Consider the following 21,472-nt stretch of genomic DNA (forward strand, 5'->3'; position numbering starts at 1 on the left):
CCCTCCGAGACTTTCTGCGTGTCCGACGTCATCCTGCGCCTTGCCCTGCCCTCGCCGTTGCGGCGCCTGTTCGACTACAAGGCGCCAGCGAGCATGGCGCGCCAGGCCCTGGCCCCGGGCATGCGCATTCGCGTGCCATTTGGCCGCCGCGAAATGATCGGCGTACTGGTCGAAGTGTGCGCGCAGAGCGAGGTGCCCGCCGACAAGCTGAAGCCGGCCAGCGCCTTGCTCGACCCGGTCTCCCCGATTCCGCCTTCGCTGTTCAAGCTGTGCCTGTGGACCGCGCAGTACTACCAGCACAGCCTGGGTGACACCTTGAGCTGGGCCTTGCCCACGCTACTGCGCCAGGGCGAGCCCGCAGAAATGCGCCAGGAGCGCTTCTGGCACATTGCCCCCGACGCCCGCCTGGACGACCCGCGCATCGCCCGGGCACCGCGCCAGCGCGATGCCCTCAAGACCCTGGCGCAGCACCCGCACGGGGTGGCGCACAGCCTGCTGGCCAAGCTCAACCTGAACAAGGACAGCCTCGACCTGCTGCTGGCCAAGGAACTGGTGCAGATCGAAGTCCGCCGCCAGAAGCCGGGCTTGCGCCACGAACACTGGCTGGCACAGCCGGAGCTGCCGCTCAATGACGAGCAACGCGATGCCTTCGAGGCGGTGTGCGAGGGCTTCGGCGGTTTTGCGGCCTTCCTGCTGGCCGGCGTGACCGGCAGCGGCAAGACCGAGGTCTACCTGCAGCTGATCCGCGAAACCCTCGAGGCCGGCAAGCAGGCGCTGGTACTGATCCCGGAGATCAACCTCGGCCCGCAAACCCTGGCGCGCTTCGAGCAACGCTTCAACGCCCGGATTGCCTTGCTGCATTCGGCGGTGAACGACCGGGACCGCCTGGACGCCTGGCTGGCGGCACGCGATGGCGAAGCCGACATTATCATAGGCACCCGTTCAGCGCTGTTCACGCCCATGAAAAACCCTGGCCTGATCATCATCGACGAAGAACACGACGGTTCTTATAAACAGCAGGAGGGCCTGCGCTACCATGCCCGCGACCTGGCGCTGGTGCGGGCGCACCAGGAGAACATTCCGATCCTGCTCGGCTCCGCCACGCCCTCGCTGGAAACCTTGCACAACGCCCTCACCGGCCGCTACCGCCTGTTGCGCATGAATCAGCGCGCGGGCGGCGCACGCCCACCGCGCATGCTGCGCCTGGATGTCAAAAGCCTGCCGCTGGACAGTGGCATCAGCGGCCCGCTGCAGCAGGCCATCCGCCTGACACTGGAAGCCGGCCAGCAAGTGCTGGTGTTCCTCAACCGCCGCGGCTTCGCCCCTACGCTGCTGTGCCACGATTGCGGCTGGCTGTCGGAATGCCCGCGCTGCGACGCGCGCATGACCGTGCACCAGCGCTCCGGGGTGTTGCGCTGCCACCACTGCGGCTATGACGAACGCCTGCCACACCAGTGCCCGCAGTGCGACCACGTCGACCTGCGCCCGGTCGGTGCGGGCACCGAACGCGCCGAAGAACGCCTGAAAGTGCTGTTCCCGGACTACCCGATTCTGCGTGTGGACCGCGACAGCACGGCGCGCAAGGACGCCATGCACCAGCTGTTCAGTACCATCCAGAAAGGCCAGCCGAGCATTCTTGTCGGTACCCAGATGCTTGCCAAAGGGCACCATTTCCCGCGGGTAACCCTGGTGGCCATCCTCGACGCCGACGGGGGGCTTTTCTCGGGCGACTTCCGCGCCAGCGAGCGCATGGCGCAACTGATCGTGCAGGTCGCCGGGCGTGCTGGGCGTGCCGAAGAACCGGGCAAGGTCATCATCCAGACCCACCTGGCCGATCACCCGCTGCTGGTGCAACTGACCGAACAAGGCTACTTCGCCTTTGCCGAACAGGCCCTGGACGAACGCCGTGCCGCCGGGCTGCCGCCCTACTCGCACCTGGCCTTGCTGCGCGCAGAAGCGCACAAGCCGGGGCAGGCTGAAGGTTTTCTGGACGAGGCCTGCGCCGCCGCCGAGCGCCTGGTCGCCGAACAGCGGCTGCCAGGCATCGAGCTGCTGGGCCCGGTTCCGGCCCCCATGGAGCGGCGCGCCGGGCGTTTCCGCGCGCAGTTGTTGATACAGGCCAACACCCGGGCGCCTTTGCATCGACTGATCAGTGCCTGGTTGCTAGTGTTGGAGCAGATGCCGAGCGGGCGCCAGGTCCGCTGGTCGCTGGATGTCGACCCGGTCGACCTTTATTGAGCTGCAAGCTGCAAGCTGCAAGCTGCAAGCTGCAAGCTGCAAGCTGCAAGCTGCAAGCTGCAAGCTGCAAGCAAGAGCGGAACAGGGCCAGGCGGCGCAACCAAGCTTTTTCTTGCGACTTGCTACTTGCTACTTGCGACTTGCAACTTGCTACTCGCGCCTTCCAACGTGAAGCCCAAAGGTTGGCAACCCGCTCCCAGGCACGGATAATGCCCAGTTTTTCCACCTGCGCATCCAAGCGCTGCACCGCGCTTGCGGTCGAAAAGAGACCCCCATGAAAGACACCATTCGCCAGCTGATCCAGCAAGCCCTCACCCAACTCGTCACCGACGGTGTGCTGCCTGAAGGGCTGTCGCCGGCGATCCAGGTGGAAAACGCCCGGGACAAGACCCACGGCGACTTCGCCAGCAATATCGCGATGATGCTGGCCAAGCCGGCCGGCATGAAGCCGCGCGACCTGGCGGAAAAACTGATCAACGCCCTGCCGGCCAGCGCCGATATCAGCAAGGTCGAGATCGCAGGCCCTGGCTTCCTCAATTTCTTCCAGAATACCGACGCCCTGGCCAACCGCCTGGACGCTGCCCTGGCCGACGCCCACCTCGGCGCGCGCAAGGCCGGCCCGGCGCAAAAAGTGGTGGTCGACCTGTCGGCCCCCAACCTGGCCAAAGAGATGCACGTCGGCCACCTTCGCTCGACCATCATCGGTGACAGCGTGGCGCGGGTGCTGGAGTTCCTGGGCGACACCGTCATTCGCCAGAACCACGTAGGCGACTGGGGCACCCAGTTCGGCATGTTGATGGCCTACCTGCAGGAAAACCCGATCACCAGCGATGAGCTGTCGGACCTGGAAAACTTCTACCGCGCGGCCAAGCAGCGTTTCGACGAGTCCGAGGCATTCGCCACCCGTGCCCGCGGCCTGGTGGTCAAGCTGCAGGCCGGTGACCCGGAATGCCTGGCCCTGTGGACACGCTTCAAGGATATTTCGCTGTCGCACTGCCAAAAGACGTATGAACTGCTCAACGTCAAGCTGACCATGGCGGACGTGATGGGTGAAAGCGCCTACAACGACGACCTGGCCAATGTCGTGGCCGACCTCAAGGCCAAGGGCCTGCTGGTCGAAGACCAGGGCGCCCAGTGCGTGTTCCTCGACGAGTTCAAGAACAGCGACGGCGACCCGCTGCCAGTGATCGTGCAGAAGGCCGACGGCGGTTACCTGTACGCCACCACCGACCTGGCCGCCGTGCGCTACCGCAGTAACGTGCTCAAGGCTGACCGTGCCCTGTACTTCGTCGACCAGCGCCAGGCCCTGCACTTCAACCAGGTGTTCGAAGTGGCCCGCCGCGCAGGCTTCGTCGGCCACCCGATGCAAATGGAGCACATGGGCTTCGGCACCATGAACGGCGCCGATGGCCGCCCGTTCAAAACCCGCGACGGCGGCACCGTGAAGCTGATCGACCTGCTGACCGAGGCCAAGGAGAGGGCCTACGCGCTGGTCAAGGAAAAGAACCCGAGCCTGGCCGACGACGAACTGCGCCGCATCGGCGAAGTGGTGGGTATTGGCGCAGTGAAATACGCCGACCTGTCCAAACACCGCACCAGCGACTACAGCTTCAACTTCGAGCTGATGCTCAACTTCGAAGGCAATACCGCGCCTTACCTGCTGTACGCCTATACCCGTGTAGCTGGCGTGTTCCGCAAGCTGGGCAAGCGCTTTGACCAAGCCGATGGCAAGATCGTGCTGCAGGCCGCCCACGAGCAGGACCTGGCCGCACGCCTGGTGCAGTTTGGCGAAACCCTGAACAGCGTTGCCGAGAAAGGCACACCGCACGTACTGTGCAGCTACCTGTACGACCTCGCCGGCCTGTTCTCCAGCTTCTACGAGAACTGCCCGATCCTCGCCGCTGAAACCCCCGAGCAGCAACAGAGCCGCCTGCGCCTGGCCGCCCTGACTGGCCGCACCCTCAAACAAGGTCTGGAACTGCTCGGCCTGGAAACCCTGGAGCGCATGTAAGTTGGCTGCCAAGAAAAAACCCGCACCCAAACGCGGCGCCAGCCGCCAGACAGCGCCAGCCAAGCAGCCGATCCCCGGCTGGGTATGGCTGGCGGTCGGCCTGACCGTTGGCGCGTTCATCGTGTTCCTGATGAAGCTCGAACCCGGCGGCGATGACATCAAGCGGGCCAAACCCGAGCAGCAGAAGGCCGACAAAGTGGCCGAAACCAGCAAGCCTGCCCAGGCCACACCGCAACAGCCGGTGAAACCGAAGTACGACTTCTACACCTTGCTGCCAGAGTCGGAAGTCATCGTGCCGCCAGAGGCCGTACCGGAGAAAACACCCCCGGTCCCGGCCCAGCCGGTCACACCGGTTACCCCCGCTGAAGCGGCGAAAATCGACACGGCGCGGGCCCAGGCAGCACTGCTTGGCCAAACCCCGCCTCCGGCCCCGCCAGTGATCAAGCCGGCAGCGACCACCCAGTACTTCCTGCAGGCGGGCTCGTTCCGCAAACAGGCCGACGCCGACAAGGTGCGGGCCCAGATCATTCTGCTGGGGCAGTCAGTGAAGGTGGAGTCGGGTACGGTCAAGGAAGAAACCTGGTACCGCGTGATGGTCGGCCCGTTCAGCAACCGCGAACAGCTGACCGGTGCGCAGAAACAGCTCGCCGGCGCTGGTTTTGCCAACCTGTTGCTGCAACAGCGCCAGACCCGCCAGTAACCTTTGAACGGGGCGCTGTGCGCCCCCGTCAGACTTGAGCCGCCCCGGTGCAGCGGCCTTGCCTAGCGACAGGGCTGCAAAGCAGCCCTTGCCCTCTCAGCCCCGCCCCGCGTTGCGCTCGGACACCTGGCTATTGAGTGTCCAGAAGTCGTACAACACCCCTACCAGGAACAGGCCACCGGTCAGGAAGTAGATGATCGCGGTCACCCACTTGCCCTGATACAGCCGGTGCAGGCCGAACACGCCGAGGAACGTCAGCAGGACCCAGGCGATGTTGTAGTCGATGCGCCCAGACTGGAACCTCAGGTCCGCCTCGCGGTCCATGGCCGGGATCAGAAACAGGTCGATCAGCCAGCCGATACCCAGCAGGCCGAAGGTGAAGAACCAGAGGGTGCCAGTTATCGGCTTGCCGTAGTAGAAACGATGCGACCCGGTGAAGCCGAAAATCCACAGCAGGTAGCCGATGGTCTTGCTGTGCGTGTCGTGGTAGGGCGTTCCCTGTTGATAACTGTTCATGCCTAGCCCTCGTGGGTTATGGAAAAATTTTCTAAGAAAAAATGTGACTTTTTTGTCACAGGCCGACGTATGGCACCCTGCCAATCGACCAACGGATCATAAATTGATCAAAAAGCTGTTATAAAGTTGCGCGCCCAACACATAACTATTCATAAGAGCTTCATCTATGCCGCCTTTACTCAAGACATGGCTGACCCTCTGCCTATTATTGCCCCTGGCCGCCCACGCCACCAATCGTGAGCAACGTCTTCCCAATGGCTTCACCGGCTACACCAGCAATGCCTCCGTGAGGCATGCAGCGGTCAAGCAGACTGCGCCCCATGCTCGCACTGTCAGCGCCGCCAGCACGCGCGGTGGCAAGGTGGCCGCGATGTCGCCCAAGCAGAGCAGCGATGTGCTCAGCCGCGCGGTCAATGTACTCGGTACCCCCTACGTTTGGGGTGGCAGCAGCCCGAAAAAGGGCTTTGACTGCAGTGGCCTGGTCAAGTACGCCTTCAACGACGTGGCCAACGTAGACTTGCCACGCACCTCCAATGCCATGGCCCAGGGCCATGGGGTGAAAGTGGCCAAGGGCGAGTTGAAGCCAGGGGACCTGATCTTCTTCAACATCAAAAGCCGGCGGGTGAACCACGTGGCCATCTATCTGGGCAACGACCGTTTCATCCACGCGCCACGCCGCGGCAAGCGGGTGAGCATCGACAACCTGAGCAAGCCTTACTGGCAGAAGCATTACGTGGTCGCCAAACGGGTGCTGCCGAAAGAGCAGCAGCTGAGCCTGGCCAAGCGCTAAGCTTTTTCCACCTGCAATGGCCCGATCGCCGGCAAGCCAGCTCCCCCACAAATCTGTAGAACTGTGGTGAACCTGTGGGAGATCACACAGCCCTACGGGCTGGGCTGTCGCACAGAGAACTCGATTCGTAACCGCGACGCGGCCTGTGTGGGAGCGGGCGTGCCCGCGAAGCAGGCGACGCGGTGGCAGGCACCGGCTATGCCGGTGTTCGCGGGCACGCCCGCTCCCACAAAGATCCGGCTAAATCAATAAGTTATGTACTGTTCTATGAGAGCTGGCTTGCTGGCGAGAGAGCCTGTAGAGGCACTATCAATCGTCAACCAGGCCCCTCTCTCGCAACCCACGCAATGCCCCTTCCATCGTCCGCATCCCTTGCGCACCACCCGCCTGCATCACCGAACACAACTGCGCCATCCGCCCCTCGCGCACCAGGTTGCGCACCGCCGGCGTCGCCACCAACACTTCCCGCGCTGCAACCCGCCCACCGCCCACGCGGCGTACCAGCACCTGCGCCACCACCATTTGCAACGACTCCGCCAGCATCGCCCGCACCAACGGCTTTTCATCGGCTGCAAATACCTCCACCAGCCGCTCGATGCTGCTGGCCGCCGAGCGCGCATGTACCGTCGCCAGCACCAGGTGCCCGGTCTCGGCCGCTTGCAAGGCCAGGCGAATGGTCTGCAGGTCGCGCAACTCGCCGATCATGATCACGTCCGGGTCCTGGCGCAGCGCGCTGCGTAGCCCCTGGGCAAAGCCGCTGCTGTGGCGGCCGACCTCGCGCTGGTTGACCAGGCTACGCTGGCTGCTGTGGATAACTTCAACAGGGTCTTCCAGGGTAATGATGTGCAGCGCCTTTTCGCGGTTCAGCTGGTCCAGCAACGCTGCCAGTGTGCTGGACTTGCCACTGCCGGTCGGCCCACCCACCAGCACCAGACCATCGCGGTACTGGACCACCGCCTGAAACACATCGGTCAGCGCTAGCTCATCCAGCGTGGCAATACGCCCTGGGATCAGGCGGAAGGTCGCCGCAGGCCCATTTAGCTGGCGAAACAGGTTCACGCGAAAGCGCCCTAGGGCAGGCAGCGCCAGCGCCAGGTCCAGTTCAGCCCCTTGCGCCCACTGCTCGCGTTGCGTGTCATCGAGCAGGGTTGCCATGCCCTCGACCAAGGCGCCCGCGGCGAGCGGCGGCATGGCCATGCGCTGCAGCTCGCCGTCCAGGCGCAGCATGGGTGTCTGGCCGGCCGCCAGGTGCAGGTCCGAAGCCTGCACCGCCACGGCCCGTGCCAACAGGTCGGTCACATCCATGAGACTCCCCAAAGGCTTTCAAGTAGGTAGAATGCCGCAAACCCAACACTAGCCGGCCACCCTCCATGTCCACCCTAGCAGACAACCTTTCCGCGATTTCCGCCCGTATCGCCAGTGCTGCACAGGCAGCCGGGCGTGAGCCGGCCAGCGTCCAACTGCTGGCCGTGAGCAAGACCAAGCCAGCCGCTGCGATCCGCGAGCTGTACGCCGCTGGCGTGTGCGATTTCGGGGAAAATTACCTACAGGAAGCCCTGACAAAGCAGCAGGCACTCGTCGACTTGCCCTTGATCTGGCACTTCATTGGCCCCATTCAATCGAACAAGACCAAAGCCATTGCCGAGCATTTCGACTGGGTGCATTCCGTGGACCGCCTGAAAATCGCCCAACGCCTTTCAGAACAGCGCCCTGCCGGGCTGGCACCGCTGAACATCTGCCTGCAGGTGAACGTCAGTGGCGAAGACAGCAAGTCCGGCTGCGCCGCCGCCGAACTGCCGGCCTTGGCCAAGGCCGTGGCGGCCCTGCCCAACCTGCGCCTGCGCGGGCTGATGGCGATCCCCGAACCCACCGACGACCGCGCCGCTCAGGAGGCCGCCTTCGCCAGCCTGCGTAACCTGCTGGAACAGCAGCACCTGGGGCTGGACACCTTGTCCATGGGCATGAGCCACGACCTGGAAGCGGCCATTGCACAAGGTGCGACCTGGGTACGCATCGGTACCGCCCTGTTCGGCGCCCGCGCCCCACTTAACCCCGGCCAGGGCTGATTGCATGCTTTACTCACTCTTTTCCACAAGGACCTGACATGAGCAAGACTCGTATTGCCTTTATCGGCGCCGGCAACATGGCCGCCAGCCTGATCGGAGGTCTGCGTGCCCAGGGCCTGGACGCCTCGCAGATTCGCGCCAGCGATCCGGGCGCCGAGACCCGCAGCCGCATCCAGGCCGAACACGGCATCGAAACCTTCGAGGACAATGCCCAGGCCATCGACGGCGCCGACGTGATCGTGCTGGCGGTCAAGCCACAGGTCATGAAAGCGGTTTGCCAGGCCCTGCAACCCAGCCTGCGTGATGGCCAACTCATCGTTTCCATCGCTGCCGGCATCACCTGCGCCAGCCTGCAAAGCTGGGTGGGCGCGCGCCCCGTGGTGCGCTGCATGCCCAATACCCCCGCGCTCCTGCGCCAGGGCGTGAGCGGCCTGTACGCCACCGCCGAGGTGTCCGCCGCACAGCGCCAGCAGGCCGAGCAACTGCTGTCGGCGGTCGGCACGGCCCTGTGGCTTGAGCAGGAACAGCAACTGGACGCCGTGACCGCGGTTTCCGGCAGTGGCCCGGCCTACTTCTTCCTGCTGATCGAGGCCATGACTGCCGCAGGCGAAAAGCTTGGGCTGCCGCGTGAAACCGCCTCGCAACTGACCTTGCACACGGCCTTGGGCGCTGCCCGCATGGCGGTCGCCAGCGATGTAGACGCCGCCGAACTGCGCCGCCGTGTCACCTCGCCCGCCGGCACCACTGAAGCGGCGATCAAGTCGTTCCAGGCCAGCGGCTTCGAGGCGATCGTCGAGCAGGCCCTGCAGGCTGCCGCGACACGCTCCGCCGAACTGGCCGAACAACTGGGCAAATAAGGAGTTATCGATGAATGCACTCTCCGGCGCCGCGATTTTCGTGGTGCAAACCTTGGTCAGCCTGTACTTGGTGATCGTGTTGCTGCGCTTCGTACTGCAGCTGGTCAAGGCCGATTTCTACAACCCGCTGTGCCAGTTCGCGGTGCGCGCCACCCAGCCGCTGCTCAAGCCGATCCGCCGCATCATCCCCAGCATTGGCGGCCTGGACACCTCGTCGCTGCTGCTGTCGGTGCTGATCCAGGCGCTGCTGATGGCCTTTGTGCTGATGGTCACCTATGGCACCTTCGGTGACGTCTTGCACTTGCTGATGTGGGCGATCATCGGCATTACCTCGCTGTTCCTGAAGATCTTCTGGGTGGCGATGATCGTGATGGTGATCGTTTCCTGGGTTGCGCCCAACAGCCACAACCCCGCCGCCGAACTGGCCTACCAGATCAGCGAGCCGGTGCTGGCCCCCTTCCGCCGCATCGTGCCCAACCTGGGCGGCATGGACATTTCGCCGATCTTCGCCTTCCTGGCGATTCAGGTGATCCAGTCGTTCGTCATGCCGCCGCTGGCTGCCTATGCCGGCATGCCCCAGGAGCTGTGGCGCATGATCTGACCCCGCATGCACCCAGCGGCAAGCCTTCGCTTGCCGCTGGGGGTAGCGCTCTTTAGACTTACGCCTCCGTCAAGCGTGAGCAGGGTCGATGTCCACTGTCTTTCCCGAAGATTCCGTCGGTCTGGTAGTACCGCAAACCGCCCGGTTCGATGAACCGCTGGCGCTGGCCTGCGGCCGCTCCCTGGCCAGTTACGAGCTGGTCTACGAGACCTACGGCACCCTCAATGCCAGCGCGAGCAATGCCGTGCTGATCTGCCATGCGCTGTCTGGCCACCACCATGCCGCCGGCTATCATGCTGCCAACGACCGTAAACCGGGTTGGTGGGACAGCTGCATCGGCCCTGGCAAGCCCATCGATACCAACCGTTTCTTCGTGGTCAGCCTGAACAACCTCGGCGGTTGCAACGGCAGCACCGGCCCCAGCAGCGTCAACCCGGCCACTGGCAAACCCTACGGCGCCGAGTTTCCGGTACTGACGGTGGAAGACTGGGTGCACAGCCAGGCGCGCCTGGCCGATCGCCTGGGCATCCAGCAGTGGGCAGCCATCGTTGGCGGCAGCCTGGGTGGCATGCAGGCGCTACAGTGGACCATGAGCTACCCGGAGCGCGTGCGCCACTGCGTCGACATCGCCTCGGCACCGAAACTGTCGGCGCAGAATATCGCCTTCAACGAAGTGGCACGCCAGGCCATCCTCACCGACCCCGAGTTCCACGGCGGTTCGTTCCAGGACCAGGGCGTGATCCCCAAGCGGGGCTTGATGCTGGCGCGCATGGTCGGCCACATCACCTACCTGTCCGATGACTCGATGGGTGAAAAATTCGGCCGCGAGCTCAAGAGCGACAAGCTCAACTATGACTTTCACAGCGTCGAGTTCCAGGTCGAGAGCTACCTGCGCTACCAGGGCGAGGAGTTTTCCGGGCGGTTCGATGCCAACACCTACCTGCTGATGACCAAGGCCCTGGACTACTTCGACCCGGCTGCCGCCCACGGCGGCGACCTGGCAGCCACCCTGGCCAACGTCAAGGCGGACTACTGCATCATGTCGTTCACCACCGACTGGCGCTTCTCCCCGGCCCGTTCACGGGAGATCGTCGACGCCCTGATGGCAGCGCGCAAGAACGTCTGCTACCTGGAGATCGACTCACCTTATGGGCACGATGCCTTCTTGATCCCCACACCTCGCTACATGCAGGGTTTCTCGAACTACATGAACCGCATTGCCATCTGAGGACAGCATGAGAGCCGATCTGGAAATCATCCACGACTGGATCCCCGCCGGCAGCCGGGTACTCGACCTGGGCTGCGGCAGCGGCGAACTGCTGGCCTCGCTACGTGACCGCAAGCAGGTCACCGGCTATGGCCTGGAGATCGACCCCGACAACATCGCCGCCTGCGTGGCCAAGGGCGTGAACGTCATCGAGCAAGACCTGGACAAAGGCTTGGGCAACTTCGCCAGCAACAGTTTTGACGTGGTGATCATGACGCAGGCCCTGCAGGCCGTGGAGTACCCCGATCGCATCCTCGACGAGATGCTGCGCGTGGGCCGCCAGTGCATCATCACCTTCCCCAACTTCGGGCACTGGCGTTGCCGCTGGTACCTGGCGACCAAAGGCCGCATGCCGGTATCGGACTTCATGCCCTATACCTGGTACAACACACCGAACATTCACTTCTGCACGTTCGCCGACTTTGAAGAGCTGGTGCATGAGCGCCGGGCCAAGGTGCTCGACCGCCTGGCGGTCGACCACCAGCACCGCAATGGGTGGGGTGGCCGGCTTTGGCCTAATCTTCTGGGTGAGATCGGCATCTACCGCGTCAGCAGCCCTAACCTGCAAGAGCGCCAGCTGGCGGTCTGACGCACACCGGGGAAAGCGCCCCATGCGTCGCCCCGTGCGCAGCAGCCCGCTAGGATTCAAGCAGAGTATCGAAACCGGCGGCATCAGCAACTCCCTCAGTTTCAACCAGGAAGTGTTCCCAGGCGAATGATGAATTTCCAGCAACTCGTATTGGCCAGCCACAACGCCGGCAAACTCAAGGAACTCCAGGCCATGCTCGGCCACTCGGTGCAACTGCGCTCGATTGGCGAATTCAGCCAGGTAGAGCCGGAAGAAACCGGCTTGTCGTTCGTCGAGAACGCCATCCTCAAGGCGCGCAACACTGCACGTATTTCCGGCCTGCCGGCCTTGGCCGACGATTCCGGCCTGGCCGTGGACTTCCTCGGCGGTGCGCCGGGTATCTACTCGGCGCGCTATGCCGATGGCAAGGGTGACGCGGCAAACAATGCCAAGCTGCTCGACGCGCTGAAAGACGTGCCAGAAGCCGAGCGCGGTGCACAGTTCGTCTGTGTGCTGGCACTGGTACGCCACGCGGATGACCCGCTCCCGATCCTCTGCGAGGGCCTGTGGCAAGGGCGCATTCTGTTCCAAGCCAGCGGCGAGCATGGCTTTGGCTACGACCCGCTGTTCTGGGTGCCCGAACGCAACTGCTCCAGCGCCGACCTGGCACCTGTGGACAAGAACCAGCTCAGCCACCGCGCCCGCGCCATGGCCCTGCTGCGCCAACGCCTGGGCCTGGCATGATCGCAACGCTGGCTACCCCTGGCGCGGCGGGCTTTACCAGCCTGCCGCCGCTGGCGCTGTACATCCACATTCCGTGGTGCGTGCGTAAATGCCCTTACTGCGACTTCAACTCCCACGCGGCCGGCCCTGAGCTGCCGGAAGACGCCTACGTCGCGGCACTGTTGACCGACCTGGACCAGGAGCTGGCGGCGGTGCAAGGCAGGCCGATCAGCTCGATCTTCTTCGGTGGCGGTACGCCCAGCCTGTTCAGTGCAGGCGCCCTGGGCCGCCTGCTGCGCGGCGTGGAGCAGCGCATACCGTTCGCAGCGGACATCGAGATCACCCTGGAGGCCAACCCGGGCACCTTCGAGCAGGACAAGTTCAAGGCCTACCGGCAAACCGGCATCAATCGCCTGTCCATTGGCGTGCAGAGCTTTCAGCCGGCCAAGCTGCAGGCCCTGGGGCGCATCCACAATGGTGACGAAGCCGTCCGCGCAGCCGGCATGGCGCGCGCCGCCGGGTTCGACAACTTCAACATGGACCTCATGCACGGCCTGCCCGACCAGTCGCTGGAAGACGCCCTGGGCGACCTGCGCCAAGCCATGGACCTGGGACCCACGCACCTGTCGTGGTACCAACTGACCGTCGAACCCAACACGGTATTCTGGAACCAGCCGCCGGAGCTGCCCGAGGACGACATTCTCTGGGACATCCAGGAAGCCGGCCAGGCGCTGATGGCCGGGCATGGTTTTCGCCAGTACGAGGTCTCGGCCTATGCTCAGGCCGGCCGCGCTGCGCGGCATAACCTCAACTACTGGCGTTTTGGCGACTTCATCGGCATCGGCGCCGGCGCCCACGGCAAACTGACCTTCGCTGACGGCCGTATCCTGCGCACCTGGAAGACTCGCTTGCCCAAGGACTACCTGAACCTGGCCAAACCGTACAAAGCCGGTGAGAAGCTGCTGCCAGTCGACGAGTTGCCGTTCGAGTTCCTGATGAACGCCCTGCGCCTGACCGATGGCGTGGAAGCCCAGCTGTTCACCCAGCGCACCGGCTTGCCGCTGGAGCAGTTGCGCGAAGCCCGTCGGGCAGCCGAACAAAAGGGCCTTTTGCAGGTCGAACCGGATCGACTGGTGGCCACGCCAAGGGGCCAGCTATTCCTCAATGACCTGCTGCAGTATTTCTTGACCTAAGGATGACCCATGGATCTGGTACTTGATCTGCTCGCGACGGTTTCCCGCTGGAGCCGCGGCAACCTGTCAGAAATTTCGCTGGCCTTGGTAGGCTGCCTGCTGGTGCTGTTCGGCAGCGACGTCAAAGGCTGGGCCGAACAACGACTGGGCAGCCTGGGTGGCGCTCTGCGCGTACCGTTCATGGCGGTGATGGTGATGGTCGGCAGCGGCGCGGCACTGATCTATGCCACACCCTGGGTGGTGAAGGGGCTGAGCCAGTTCAACAACTACGCACTGGCGCCGGTGCTGCTGGTGGTCGTGGTGCTGATTGGCGTGGTGGCCGACCGGCGCGGCTGAGACACAGCCTCTGGCTGAACGCTTGTGGGACATTCTGTCTTGCCCAGTTTCTGGAAGCATGCGCGATCACTGTAGGAGCGGGTTTACCCGCGAAGAGGTCGGCACTGCCAGCAGAAGGCTTGAGATAGCCGGGGCTGCTTTGCAGCCCATCGCGACACAAGGCCGCTCCTACACCGATCGCGCTAGTCGATCAGCGCAGGAAACAAGCGGGGCGCAGATTCTAAAAGCTGCCCCGGCAAACCAGGGCAGCCCTACCACTTGACTAGCCTTTAACGGGCGTCATCGAAGTGGTCGCGCATGCCTGCATTTCTACAGGCCACAGCGTACCGAAAGGCCAATTCAGCCGATCAGTCCACCTTCTCGAACTTCAAATCCCACACCCCATGCCCCAGCCGCTCGCCGCGGCGTTCGAACTTGGTGATCGGGCGCTCTTCGGGGCGCGGCACGTAGGTACCGTCTGCTGCGCGGTTGCGATAGCCCGGCGCAGCGCTCATCACTTCCAGCATGTACTCGGCATACGGCTCCCAGTCGGTGGCCATGTGGAACACGCCACCGGGCTTGAGCTTGCGCCGCACCAGCTCGGCGAACTCCAGCTGCACGATACGGCGCTTGTGGTGGCGCGCCTTGTGCCAAGGGTCGGGGAAGAACAGCATCAGGCGGTCGAGGCTGTTGTCGGCCACGCAGCGGTTCAACACTTCGATGGCATCGCAGTCATACACCCGCAGGTTCTTCAAACCCTGGGTCAGCACACCGTTGAGCAACGCACCAACACCGGGACGGTGTACTTCTACACCAATGAAGTCCTGCTCCGGCGCGGCGGTGGCCATTTCCAGCAGGGAATGCCCCATACCGAAGCCGATCTCCAGGGTACGCGGCGCGCAACGGCCGAATACCTGGTCGTAGTCCACCGGGCTGTCGGCCAACGGCAGGATGTACAGCGGGCCGCCTTGGTCCAGGCCGCGTTGCTGGCCTTCGGTCATGCGCCCTGCACGCATCACGAAACTCTTGATGCGGCGGTGTGGGCGCTGGTCGCCGTCGGCGGCGATCGGCGTATCTTGCGAATCAGTCATCTGGGGCTCTTACTTGATCAGACCATCCAGCGGCGAAGAGGCGCTGGCATAGAGTTTTTTCGGCATCCGGCCGGCCAGGTAGGCCATGCGACCGGCGACGATGGCGTGCTTCATGGCTTCGGCCATCAACACCGGCTGCTGGGCGTGGGCAATGGCCGAGTTCATCAGCACCGCCTCGCAGCCCATTTCCATGGCGATGGTGGCGTCGGAAGCGGTGCCCACGCCGGCATCGACCAGCACCGGGACTTTCGATTCTTCCAGGATGATCTGCAGGTTGTACGGGTTGCAGATACCCAGGCCGGTGCCGATCAGGCCGGCCAACGGCATCACCGCGATGCAGCCCGCCTCAGCCAGCTGGCGGGCAATGATCGGGTCATCGCTGGTGTAGACCATCACGTCGAAACCATCCTTGACCAGCACTTCGGCGGCCTTGAGGGTTTCGATCACATTGGGGAACAGGGTCTTCTGGTCCGCCAGCACTTCGAGCTTGACCAAGGTCCGCGACTCGTGGGACTTGTAGCCTTGCAGCAGCTCGCGGGCCAGGCGGCAGGTACGCACGGCCTCGGTGGCGTCGAAGCAGCCTGCGGTATTGGGCAGGATGGTGTACTTGTCGGGCGACAACACGTCGAGCAGGTTCGGCTCACCCGCATTCTGGCCAAGGTTGGTCCGGCGCACGGCCACGGTGACGATCTCGGCACCCGAGGCCTCTGTAGCCAGGCGGGTCTCTTCCATGTCACGGTATTTGCCGGTGCCGACCAGCAGGCGCGACTGGAACGTGCGCCCGGCCAGAATGAAGGGCTTGTCGCTGCGAACGTTGCTCATCGTTGTTCCTCGGGAAAAGGTTGCAGGGCTTGCTTGTGAACCACCAGGCTGCTGTCAGCCGCCACCGATCGCGTGGACCACTTCGACCTGGTCGCCTTCGTTCAGCAGGGTGCTCTCGTGCTGGCTACGCGGCACGATATCCAGGTTCAGTTCCACGGCGATACGGCGCCCACTGAGCTCCAGGCGCGTCAGCAGGGCTGCAACGCTCTCGCCGGCAGGCAGTTCGTAAGGTTCACCGTTCAGTTGAATGCGCATGCGCACGGCCACCATTATTCTTTGGGGCCCGCATTCTAGCGCCGAACCGCCCCGCAACCCAAGGGCGGTGCGCGCCATTAGTCGCGATTGTGGACCAACTGGTCAGCCCAGCCGCCAGGCCGCCAACCCCAGGCATAGCCAGCCGGCCAGGAAGCACAGGCCGCCGATCGGGGTGATGATGCCCAGCTTGGTCAGGCCGCTGAGGGCCAGCAGGTACAGGCTGCCGGAGAACAGCACGATACCCACCGCAAACAGCCCACCTGCCCAGCCCACCAGGCGCCCGGGCAGGTGCGCCGAGAGCACGGCAACCGCAAGAATCGCCAGCGCATGCACCAGTTGGTAGGTCACGCCGGTGTGGAACACCGCCAGGTAGTCGGCCGTCAGCCGGTTTTTCAGGCCGTGGGCGGCGAAGGCACCCAGTGCGACTCCGGTAAAGCCGAAAAAGGCGGCAAGCATCAGGAAGCTGCGAAGCATGGGACGACTCCTTGGATCGGGTCTGTATAATGGCCTCTTCCACCCGTACGGCCAAGCCATCGTCATGCTGCCATCCCTTGTTCGCCGCCTCTTCCGTGCCCTGCTCTGGTTCGCTGCCTGCAGCATCGTGCTGGTGCTGGTGTTCCGCTGGGTGCCGCCGCCCGGCACGGCGCTGATGGTCGAGCGCAAGGTGCAATCCTGGGTCAATGGCGATCCCATCGACCTGCAGCGCGAATGGGAGCCGTGGCAGAACATCTCCGATGAACTCAAGGTCGCGGTCATTGCCGGCGAAGACCAGAAGTTCGCCAGCCACTGGGGCTTCGACATCCCGGCTATCCAGGCTGCGCTGGCCTACAACGAGCGCGGCGGCAGCATTCGTGGCGCCAGCACCCTGACCCAGCAGGTGGCCAAGAACCTGTTCCTGTGGTCGGGGCGCAGCTGGTTCCGCAAAGGGCTGGAAGCCTGGTTCACGGCACTGATCGAACTGTTCTGGTCCAAGGAACGCATTCTCGAGGTTTACCTGAACAGCGCCGAGTGGGGCAAAGGCGTATTCGGCGCCCAGGCAGCGGCGCGCTATCACTTTGGTGTCGATGCCAGCCAGCTCACCCGCCAGCAGGCAGCGCAACTGGCCGCAGTATTGCCCAGCCCGATCAAGTGGAGTGCCAGCCGGCCGAGCGCCTACGTGGCAAGCCGTGCCGGGTGGATTCGCCGGCAAATGAGCCAGCTGGGTGGCCCCAGCTACCTGATGCAGCTCGACTCATCCAGAAAGCTTTGAATGCAGTGCCGGCACAAATGAAAAAGCCGCTCGCTCCGTCGGAGCCAGCGGCTTTTCTGTGCAACAAAGGCCCGATCAGGCTGCGATCAGTGCCTTGACCTTGTTCATCGCATTCTTCTCCAGCTGGCGAATCCGCTCAGCCGAAACGCTGTACTTGTCTGCCAGCTCATGCAGGGTGGCCTTCTCTTCAGCCAACCAGCGCTGGTAGAGAATGTCGCGGCTGCGCTCGTCCAGCCCTTGCAGCGCTTCGTGCAGGTTGCTGGTGGAGTTGTCGCTCCAGTCGGCATCCTCCAGTTGCACCGCCGGGTCGTACCGGTGGTCTTCCAGGTAATGCGCAGGGGACTGGAACGCGCTGTCGTCGTCAGCTTCCGCTGCCGGGTCGAACGCCATGTCCTGCCCGCTGAGGCGGCTCTCCATCTCGCGCACTTCACGCGGCTCGACACCAAGGCTCTCCGCCACACGATGCACTTCGTCGTTGTTCAACCAGGCCAGGCGCTTCTTCTGGCTGCGCAGGTTGAAGAACAGCTTGCGCTGGGCCTTGGTGGTAGCCACCTTGACGATGCGCCAGTTGCGCAGGATGAACTCGTGGATCTCGGCCTTGATCCAGTGCACGGCGAACGACACCAGGCGCACGCCCATTTCAGGGTTGAAGCGTTTGACGGCCTTCATCAGGCCAACGTTGCCTTCCTGAATCAGGTCAGCCTGGGCCAGCCCATAACCAGCATAGCTACGGGCGATATGTACGACGAAACGCAGGTGGGCCATCACCATTTGACGAGCGGCCTCGACATCCTGCTGATAATAGAGACGCTCGCCCAGATCACGCTCCTGCTCGACCGTCAGCAGCGGGATGCTGTTGACCGTGTGCACATAGGCTTCCAGGTTTGCACCGGGTACCAAGGCATAGGCAGGTTGCAACGATGTGGTCATTCAAGAACCTCCGACTTACTAGACTCGCGCTTTTTGGGCGCTGCCAACATTGACCTGGGACGACGGTACAAGTTCCATCGTGAACAAAATGTCAATGCTGGCCTGTAAAAACTATCGCGGTGCCAGCTCGTTCAAGTGGCGGGCGACTGCAATCCATGCACCGATATACCCCAACAACACCGCTCCGATCAAGAGCGACAGACCATCGGACCCCGGCACTCCGCCCAGGGCGAAGTCACTGCCGTATAGCCCGGAAAGCCCTACCACCGCCTCGTTCAGCCAGTTCAGGCCAAACGCCAGGATCCCCCACGCCAGCAGCCCTGCACCCAGGCCATACAATGCGCCCATGTACAGGAAAGGCCGGCGTACGTAGGCGTCGGTGCCGCCGACCAGCTTGATTACTTCGATCTCGATGCGGCGGTTTTCGATATGTAGACGAATTGTGTTACCGATTACTAACAGCAGTGCAGAAATAAGCATCACCGCCAGACCGAAGACGAACCGGTCACCCAGCTTGAGGATCGCCGCCAGCCGCTCGACCCAGACCAGGTCCAGTTGCGCCACATCCACCCGCGGCAGCTCCGCAAGGCGCTGACGCAAGGCTTCAAGGGCGGGCTTGTCGACCTCGGTCGGGGTGACTACCACCACACCTGGCAGCGGGTTTTCCGGCAGTTCGCGCAAGGCCTCGCCCAGACCGGACTGCTGCTGGAATTCCTCCAGCGCCTGCTCGCGGCTGACATACTGCGCGTCTGCCACGCCGGGCATGCCCTTGATCTCGTCACGCAGCGCCTCGCCATCACGGCTGCCGGCATCCAGCTTGAGGTACAGCGAAATCTGCGCCGCGCGCTGCCACGAACCGCCCAGTTGCTCGACGTTCTTCAACAGCAACGACAGGCCCATCGGCATGCTCAGCGCGACGGCCATCACCAGGCAGGTGAAGAAGCTGCCGATAGGCTGTTTGCCCAGCCGGCGAAGGCTGTCAGCCAGGCTGGCACGGTGGCTTTCCAGCCAGGCGTGCAACAACGTGCGGAAGTCCGGGCCGTCATCGTCTTCGCCGCGTTTTTTCTTCGCCGGCTGCGGGTCGGCTGGCTTCGGCGCAACGCGCTCGGAAACCTTTGGCGTACGTGTAGTGCTCATTGCCCGGCCTCCCCATCGCCGATCAAGCGGCCGCGCTGCAAGGTCAGCATGCGGTGACGCATGCGCGCAATCAGTGCCAGGTCGTGGCTGGCGATCAAAACCGTAGTACCCAGGCGGTTGATGTCCTCGAATACCCCCATGATTTCTGCGGCCAGCCGCGGGTCGAGGTTACCGGTGGGTTCATCGGCCAGCAGCAGCGCGGGCTGGTGGACGATTGCCCGGGCAATGCCGACCCGCTGCTGCTGCCCGGTGGACAGGTCAGCCGGGAACAGCTCGCCCTTGTCAGCCAGCGACACGCGCTCCAGGGCGGAATCGACGCGCTTGGCGATCTCGGCCTTGGACAAGCCCAGAATCTGCAGCGGCAGGGCGATGTTGTTGAACACCGTGCGGTCGAACAACAGTTGGTGGTTCTGGAACACCACGCCGATCTGCCGGCGCAGGAACGGGATCTGGGCGTTGCTGATCTGGCCCAGGTCCTGCCCGGCCAGCATCAGCTTGCCGCTGGTCGGGCGCTCCATGGCCAGCAGCAGGCGCAGCAAGGTGCTCTTGCCGGCGCCCGAGTGGCCGGTCACGAACAGGAACTCGCCCCGGCGCGCCCGGAAACTCAGCTCATGCAAACCGACATGACCATTGGGATAGCGCTTGGCAACCTGTTCGAATCGGATCATGGTCAGTCTCGCTCGGCGAACAGAGCCTTGACGAAAGGCTCCGCTTCGAAGGTCCGCAGGTCGTCGATGCCTTCGCCGACACCGATGAAGCGGATCGGCAACTTGAACTGCTTGGCCAGGGCGAAGATCACCCCGCCCTTGGCGGTGCCATCGAGCTTGGTCAGGGCCAGGCCGGTCAATTCGACACTCTGGTTGAAGTACTTGGCCTGGCTGATGGCGTTCTGCCCGGTACCGGCGTCGAGCACCAGCAGCACCTCGTGCGGCGCCTCGGCGTCGAGCTTGCCGATGACCCGGCGCACCTTCTTCAGCTCCTCCATCAGGTTGTCCTTGGTGTGCAGGCGGCCGGCGGTGTCGGCGATCAGCACATCCACACCGCGGGCCTTGGCGGCCTGCACGGCGTCGAAAATGACCGATGCGGAGTCGGCACCGGTGTGCTGGGCGATGACCGGAATCTGGTTACGCTCACCCCACACCTGCAACTGCTCGACCGCTGCGGCGCGGAAGGTATCGCCGGCGGCCAGCATCACCTTCTTGCCTTCCTGTTGCAGTTTTTTCGCCAGTTTGCCGATGGTGGTGGTCTTGCCGGCGCCGTTCACGCCTACCACCAGGATCACGTAGGGCTTGTTCTGCGCCTGCACTTTCAGGGGCTGCTCGACCGGACGCAGCAATGCCGCCAGCTCTTCCTGCAGCGACTTGTACAGGGCGTCGGCATCGGCCAGTTGCTTGCGGGCGACTTTCTGGGTCAGGTTCTGGACGATGGTCGACGTGGCTTCCACGCCCACGTCGGCGGTCAGCAAGCGCGTTTCGATCTCGTCGAGCAAGTCGTCGTCGATGACTTTCTTGCCCAGGAACAGGCTGGCCATCCCCTCGCCAATGGAGGCACTGGTCTTCGACAGGCCCTGCTTGAGGCGGGCAAAGAAGCCAGGCCTGGCCTGTTCGGCCGGCGCTGCCGCTGGCTCTGGCGCGACCTCGACGGCTGTGGCAGCCACGGCCGGCGGGGCAACCACCTCAGGTGCAGGGCGCTCGGGGATCGCCGGTGGCGCCTTGGGTTCCAGGTCCGGCACCAGCGCTACCGGCTCTTCGGCCACCGGCAGTACCAGGTTGCTGACCGGCGCAGGCTCGGTACGGGCGACGTCCACCACAGCCGCTGGCACCGGCGCAGGGGCAACGGGTTGCGGCGCGGGCGCTACCGGCGGCGGGGAAACCAGCGGCTCGGGTTCAGCGGCCGGCAACGGCGGCACAGCGACCGGCGCCGGCGCTTCGGCTGCCGGGGCAGGCGCGGGCGCCTCAGGCTGCGGCGCTTCAGCAGCGGGGGCCTCGACCGGAGCGGCTACAGGTTGCTCGACAGCGGGGGCTTCACTGGCGGGAACGCCAGCGTCCACAGGTTGTTGCGGCTTCTTGCGAAACCAGCTGAACAGGCCTTTCTTTTCACCAGCCTCGGCCGGCGCTTTCTTGTCGTCGTTGGAACCAAACAT

At 63.9% G+C, this 21,472-nt stretch carries 23 protein-coding genes; 13 read left to right on the forward strand and 10 right to left on the reverse strand.

From position 1 onward, the window contains the following. Positions 1-18 precede the first annotated feature (18 nt). The 3 genes from QME24_RS07585 to QME24_RS07595 all read left to right on the forward strand — a co-directional run bounded on the left by QME24_RS07585 (position 19) and on the right by QME24_RS07595 (position 4,949). Entirely contained in the window at positions 19-2,238 is a 2,220-nt protein-coding gene (locus QME24_RS07585; RefSeq protein WP_009684940.1) for a primosomal protein N', read from the forward strand. Between the two features lie 274 nt (positions 2,239-2,512). After that, positions 2,513-4,249 (forward strand): arginine--tRNA ligase, encoded by a 1,737-nt coding sequence (argS, locus tag QME24_RS07590; RefSeq protein WP_280091304.1) that lies wholly within the window; start codon positions 2,513-2,515, stop codon positions 4,247-4,249. A 1-nt stretch (position 4,250) separates the two neighbouring features. Continuing rightward, positions 4,251-4,949, forward strand: a complete 699-nt coding sequence (locus QME24_RS07595; protein WP_192441223.1) for an SPOR domain-containing protein — start codon at positions 4,251-4,253, stop codon at positions 4,947-4,949. Between the two features lie 96 nt (positions 4,950-5,045). Here QME24_RS07595 and QME24_RS07600 read toward each other — a convergent pair whose 3' ends face one another. Beyond that, the gene (locus QME24_RS07600) at positions 5,046-5,465 is read right to left on the reverse strand and encodes an NINE protein (RefSeq protein ID WP_009684937.1); all 420 of its coding nucleotides are present in this window, start codon (positions 5,463-5,465) and stop codon (positions 5,046-5,048) included. Positions 5,466-5,631: 166 nt separating this feature from the next. Here QME24_RS07600 and QME24_RS07605 point away from each other — a divergent pair, with 166 nt between their 5' ends. Beyond that, on the forward strand, positions 5,632-6,255 hold the full coding sequence (locus QME24_RS07605; protein ID WP_054904631.1) for a C40 family peptidase: 624 nt from the start codon (positions 5,632-5,634) through the stop codon (positions 6,253-6,255). 309 nt (positions 6,256-6,564) lie between these two features. Here the strand turns inward: QME24_RS07605 and QME24_RS07610 are convergent, their stop codons facing one another. Beyond that, the gene (locus tag QME24_RS07610) at positions 6,565-7,560 is read right to left on the reverse strand and encodes a PilT/PilU family type 4a pilus ATPase (RefSeq protein ID WP_192441224.1); all 996 of its coding nucleotides are present in this window, start codon (positions 7,558-7,560) and stop codon (positions 6,565-6,567) included. Positions 7,561-7,625: 65 nt separating this feature from the next. On the opposite strand from QME24_RS07610, the gene QME24_RS07615 reads away from it, so the two are divergent. The 8 genes from QME24_RS07615 (at position 7,626) to QME24_RS07650 (ending at position 13,866) form a co-directional block, all read left to right on the forward strand. Then, entirely contained in the window at positions 7,626-8,321 is a 696-nt protein-coding gene (locus QME24_RS07615; RefSeq protein ID WP_232892348.1) for a YggS family pyridoxal phosphate-dependent enzyme, read from the forward strand. Positions 8,322-8,359: 38 nt separating this feature from the next. Beyond that, a complete protein-coding gene (gene proC, locus QME24_RS07620; protein ID WP_029886159.1) occupies positions 8,360-9,178 on the forward strand; it encodes a pyrroline-5-carboxylate reductase in 819 nt (272 codons plus the stop codon). A 10-nt stretch (positions 9,179-9,188) separates the two neighbouring features. Then, a complete protein-coding gene (locus QME24_RS07625) occupies positions 9,189-9,779 on the forward strand; it encodes a YggT family protein (protein WP_009684930.1) in 591 nt (196 codons plus the stop codon). Between the two features lie 88 nt (positions 9,780-9,867). Beyond that, the gene (locus QME24_RS07630) at positions 9,868-11,007 is read left to right on the forward strand and encodes a homoserine O-acetyltransferase (protein WP_232892349.1); all 1,140 of its coding nucleotides are present in this window, start codon (positions 9,868-9,870) and stop codon (positions 11,005-11,007) included. 7 nt (positions 11,008-11,014) lie between these two features. Further along, entirely contained in the window at positions 11,015-11,635 is a 621-nt protein-coding gene (gene metW, locus QME24_RS07635; protein ID WP_054904635.1) for a methionine biosynthesis protein MetW, read from the forward strand. Positions 11,636-11,761: 126 nt separating this feature from the next. Then, positions 11,762-12,358 carry an RdgB/HAM1 family non-canonical purine NTP pyrophosphatase gene (gene rdgB / locus QME24_RS07640; RefSeq protein WP_280091305.1) on the forward strand — a complete coding sequence of 199 codons (597 nt, stop codon included), beginning with the start codon at positions 11,762-11,764 and terminating at the stop codon, positions 12,356-12,358. Continuing rightward, positions 12,355-13,530 (forward strand): radical SAM family heme chaperone HemW, encoded by a 1,176-nt coding sequence (gene hemW / locus QME24_RS07645; protein ID WP_054904636.1) that lies wholly within the window; start codon positions 12,355-12,357, stop codon positions 13,528-13,530. Before rdgB ends, hemW begins: the two co-directional genes overlap by 4 nt. Positions 13,531-13,539: 9 nt before the next feature. Continuing rightward, on the forward strand, positions 13,540-13,866 hold the full coding sequence (locus QME24_RS07650; RefSeq protein WP_009684924.1) for a DUF3392 family protein: 327 nt from the start codon (positions 13,540-13,542) through the stop codon (positions 13,864-13,866). A gap of 347 nt (positions 13,867-14,213) precedes the next feature. Here the strand turns inward: QME24_RS07650 and trmB are convergent, their stop codons facing one another. From trmB to QME24_RS07670, 4 genes are all read right to left on the reverse strand, one after another. After that, the gene (gene trmB / locus QME24_RS07655; protein WP_154211595.1) at positions 14,214-14,936 is read right to left on the reverse strand and encodes a tRNA (guanosine(46)-N7)-methyltransferase TrmB; all 723 of its coding nucleotides are present in this window, start codon (positions 14,934-14,936) and stop codon (positions 14,214-14,216) included. A gap of 9 nt (positions 14,937-14,945) precedes the next feature. Beyond that, entirely contained in the window at positions 14,946-15,758 is an 813-nt protein-coding gene (locus tag QME24_RS07660; RefSeq protein WP_009684921.1) for a thiazole synthase, read from the reverse strand. Positions 15,759-15,812: 54 nt separating this feature from the next. Next, positions 15,813-16,013, reverse strand: a complete 201-nt coding sequence (thiS, locus tag QME24_RS07665) for a sulfur carrier protein ThiS (protein WP_054904650.1) — start codon at positions 16,011-16,013, stop codon at positions 15,813-15,815. Positions 16,014-16,115: 102 nt separating this feature from the next. Next, a complete protein-coding gene (locus QME24_RS07670; RefSeq protein WP_009684919.1) occupies positions 16,116-16,487 on the reverse strand; it encodes a DUF423 domain-containing protein in 372 nt (123 codons plus the stop codon). Between the two features lie 64 nt (positions 16,488-16,551). Here QME24_RS07670 and mtgA point away from each other — a divergent pair, with 64 nt between their 5' ends. Next, positions 16,552-17,262, forward strand: a complete 711-nt coding sequence (gene mtgA, locus QME24_RS07675; RefSeq protein ID WP_054904638.1) for a monofunctional biosynthetic peptidoglycan transglycosylase — start codon at positions 16,552-16,554, stop codon at positions 17,260-17,262. A 75-nt stretch (positions 17,263-17,337) separates the two neighbouring features. Here mtgA and rpoH read toward each other — a convergent pair whose 3' ends face one another. The 4 genes from rpoH to ftsY all read right to left on the reverse strand — a co-directional run bounded on the left by rpoH (position 17,338) and on the right by ftsY (position 21,472). Continuing rightward, positions 17,338-18,192 (reverse strand): RNA polymerase sigma factor RpoH, encoded by an 855-nt coding sequence (rpoH, locus tag QME24_RS07680; RefSeq protein WP_009684917.1) that lies wholly within the window; start codon positions 18,190-18,192, stop codon positions 17,338-17,340. A gap of 111 nt (positions 18,193-18,303) precedes the next feature. Then, positions 18,304-19,329, reverse strand: a complete 1,026-nt coding sequence (gene ftsX, locus QME24_RS07685; RefSeq protein ID WP_029886166.1) for a permease-like cell division protein FtsX — start codon at positions 19,327-19,329, stop codon at positions 18,304-18,306. Next, on the reverse strand, positions 19,326-19,997 hold the full coding sequence (ftsE, locus tag QME24_RS07690) for a cell division ATP-binding protein FtsE (protein ID WP_009684915.1): 672 nt from the start codon (positions 19,995-19,997) through the stop codon (positions 19,326-19,328). The genes ftsX and ftsE overlap by 4 nt, the downstream gene beginning before the upstream one ends. A 2-nt stretch (positions 19,998-19,999) precedes the next feature. Next, the gene (gene ftsY, locus QME24_RS07695) at positions 20,000-21,472 is read right to left on the reverse strand and encodes a signal recognition particle-docking protein FtsY (RefSeq protein ID WP_280091306.1); all 1,473 of its coding nucleotides are present in this window, start codon (positions 21,470-21,472) and stop codon (positions 20,000-20,002) included.

Source organism: Pseudomonas sp. PARCl1 (assembly GCF_947311875.1).
GTDB lineage: Bacteria > Pseudomonadota > Gammaproteobacteria > Pseudomonadales > Pseudomonadaceae > Aquipseudomonas > Aquipseudomonas juntendi.

What these genes read in the sequence shown, in the direction of transcription:
- argS (WP_280091304.1), top strand. Translation starts at nt 2,513, where the DNA reads ATGAAAGACACCATTCGCCAGCTGATCCAGCAAGCCCTCACCCAACTC.
- QME24_RS07600 (WP_009684937.1), bottom strand. Translation starts at nt 5,465, where the DNA reads ATGAACAGTTATCAACAGGGAACGCCCTACCACGACACGCACAGCAAG.
- QME24_RS07605 (WP_054904631.1), top strand. Translation starts at nt 5,632, where the DNA reads ATGCCGCCTTTACTCAAGACATGGCTGACCCTCTGCCTATTATTGCCC.
- QME24_RS07610 (WP_192441224.1), bottom strand. Translation starts at nt 7,560, where the DNA reads ATGGATGTGACCGACCTGTTGGCACGGGCCGTGGCGGTGCAGGCTTCG.
- QME24_RS07615 (WP_232892348.1), top strand. Translation starts at nt 7,626, where the DNA reads ATGTCCACCCTAGCAGACAACCTTTCCGCGATTTCCGCCCGTATCGCC.
- proC (WP_029886159.1), top strand. Translation starts at nt 8,360, where the DNA reads ATGAGCAAGACTCGTATTGCCTTTATCGGCGCCGGCAACATGGCCGCC.
- QME24_RS07625 (WP_009684930.1), top strand. Translation starts at nt 9,189, where the DNA reads ATGAATGCACTCTCCGGCGCCGCGATTTTCGTGGTGCAAACCTTGGTC.
- QME24_RS07630 (WP_232892349.1), top strand. Translation starts at nt 9,868, where the DNA reads ATGTCCACTGTCTTTCCCGAAGATTCCGTCGGTCTGGTAGTACCGCAA.
- metW (WP_054904635.1), top strand. Translation starts at nt 11,015, where the DNA reads ATGAGAGCCGATCTGGAAATCATCCACGACTGGATCCCCGCCGGCAGC.
- rdgB (WP_280091305.1), top strand. Translation starts at nt 11,762, where the DNA reads ATGATGAATTTCCAGCAACTCGTATTGGCCAGCCACAACGCCGGCAAA.
- hemW (WP_054904636.1), top strand. Translation starts at nt 12,355, where the DNA reads ATGATCGCAACGCTGGCTACCCCTGGCGCGGCGGGCTTTACCAGCCTG.
- QME24_RS07650 (WP_009684924.1), top strand. Translation starts at nt 13,540, where the DNA reads ATGGATCTGGTACTTGATCTGCTCGCGACGGTTTCCCGCTGGAGCCGC.
- trmB (WP_154211595.1), bottom strand. Translation starts at nt 14,936, where the DNA reads ATGACTGATTCGCAAGATACGCCGATCGCCGCCGACGGCGACCAGCGC.
- QME24_RS07660 (WP_009684921.1), bottom strand. Translation starts at nt 15,758, where the DNA reads ATGAGCAACGTTCGCAGCGACAAGCCCTTCATTCTGGCCGGGCGCACG.
- thiS (WP_054904650.1), bottom strand. Translation starts at nt 16,013, where the DNA reads ATGCGCATTCAACTGAACGGTGAACCTTACGAACTGCCTGCCGGCGAG.
- QME24_RS07670 (WP_009684919.1), bottom strand. Translation starts at nt 16,487, where the DNA reads ATGCTTCGCAGCTTCCTGATGCTTGCCGCCTTTTTCGGCTTTACCGGA.
- mtgA (WP_054904638.1), top strand. Translation starts at nt 16,552, where the DNA reads ATGCTGCCATCCCTTGTTCGCCGCCTCTTCCGTGCCCTGCTCTGGTTC.
- rpoH (WP_009684917.1), bottom strand. Translation starts at nt 18,192, where the DNA reads ATGACCACATCGTTGCAACCTGCCTATGCCTTGGTACCCGGTGCAAAC.
- ftsX (WP_029886166.1), bottom strand. Translation starts at nt 19,329, where the DNA reads ATGAGCACTACACGTACGCCAAAGGTTTCCGAGCGCGTTGCGCCGAAG.
- ftsE (WP_009684915.1), bottom strand. Translation starts at nt 19,997, where the DNA reads ATGATCCGATTCGAACAGGTTGCCAAGCGCTATCCCAATGGTCATGTC.
- ftsY (WP_280091306.1), bottom strand. Translation starts at nt 21,472, where the DNA reads ATGTTTGGTTCCAACGACGACAAGAAAGCGCCGGCCGAGGCTGGTGAA.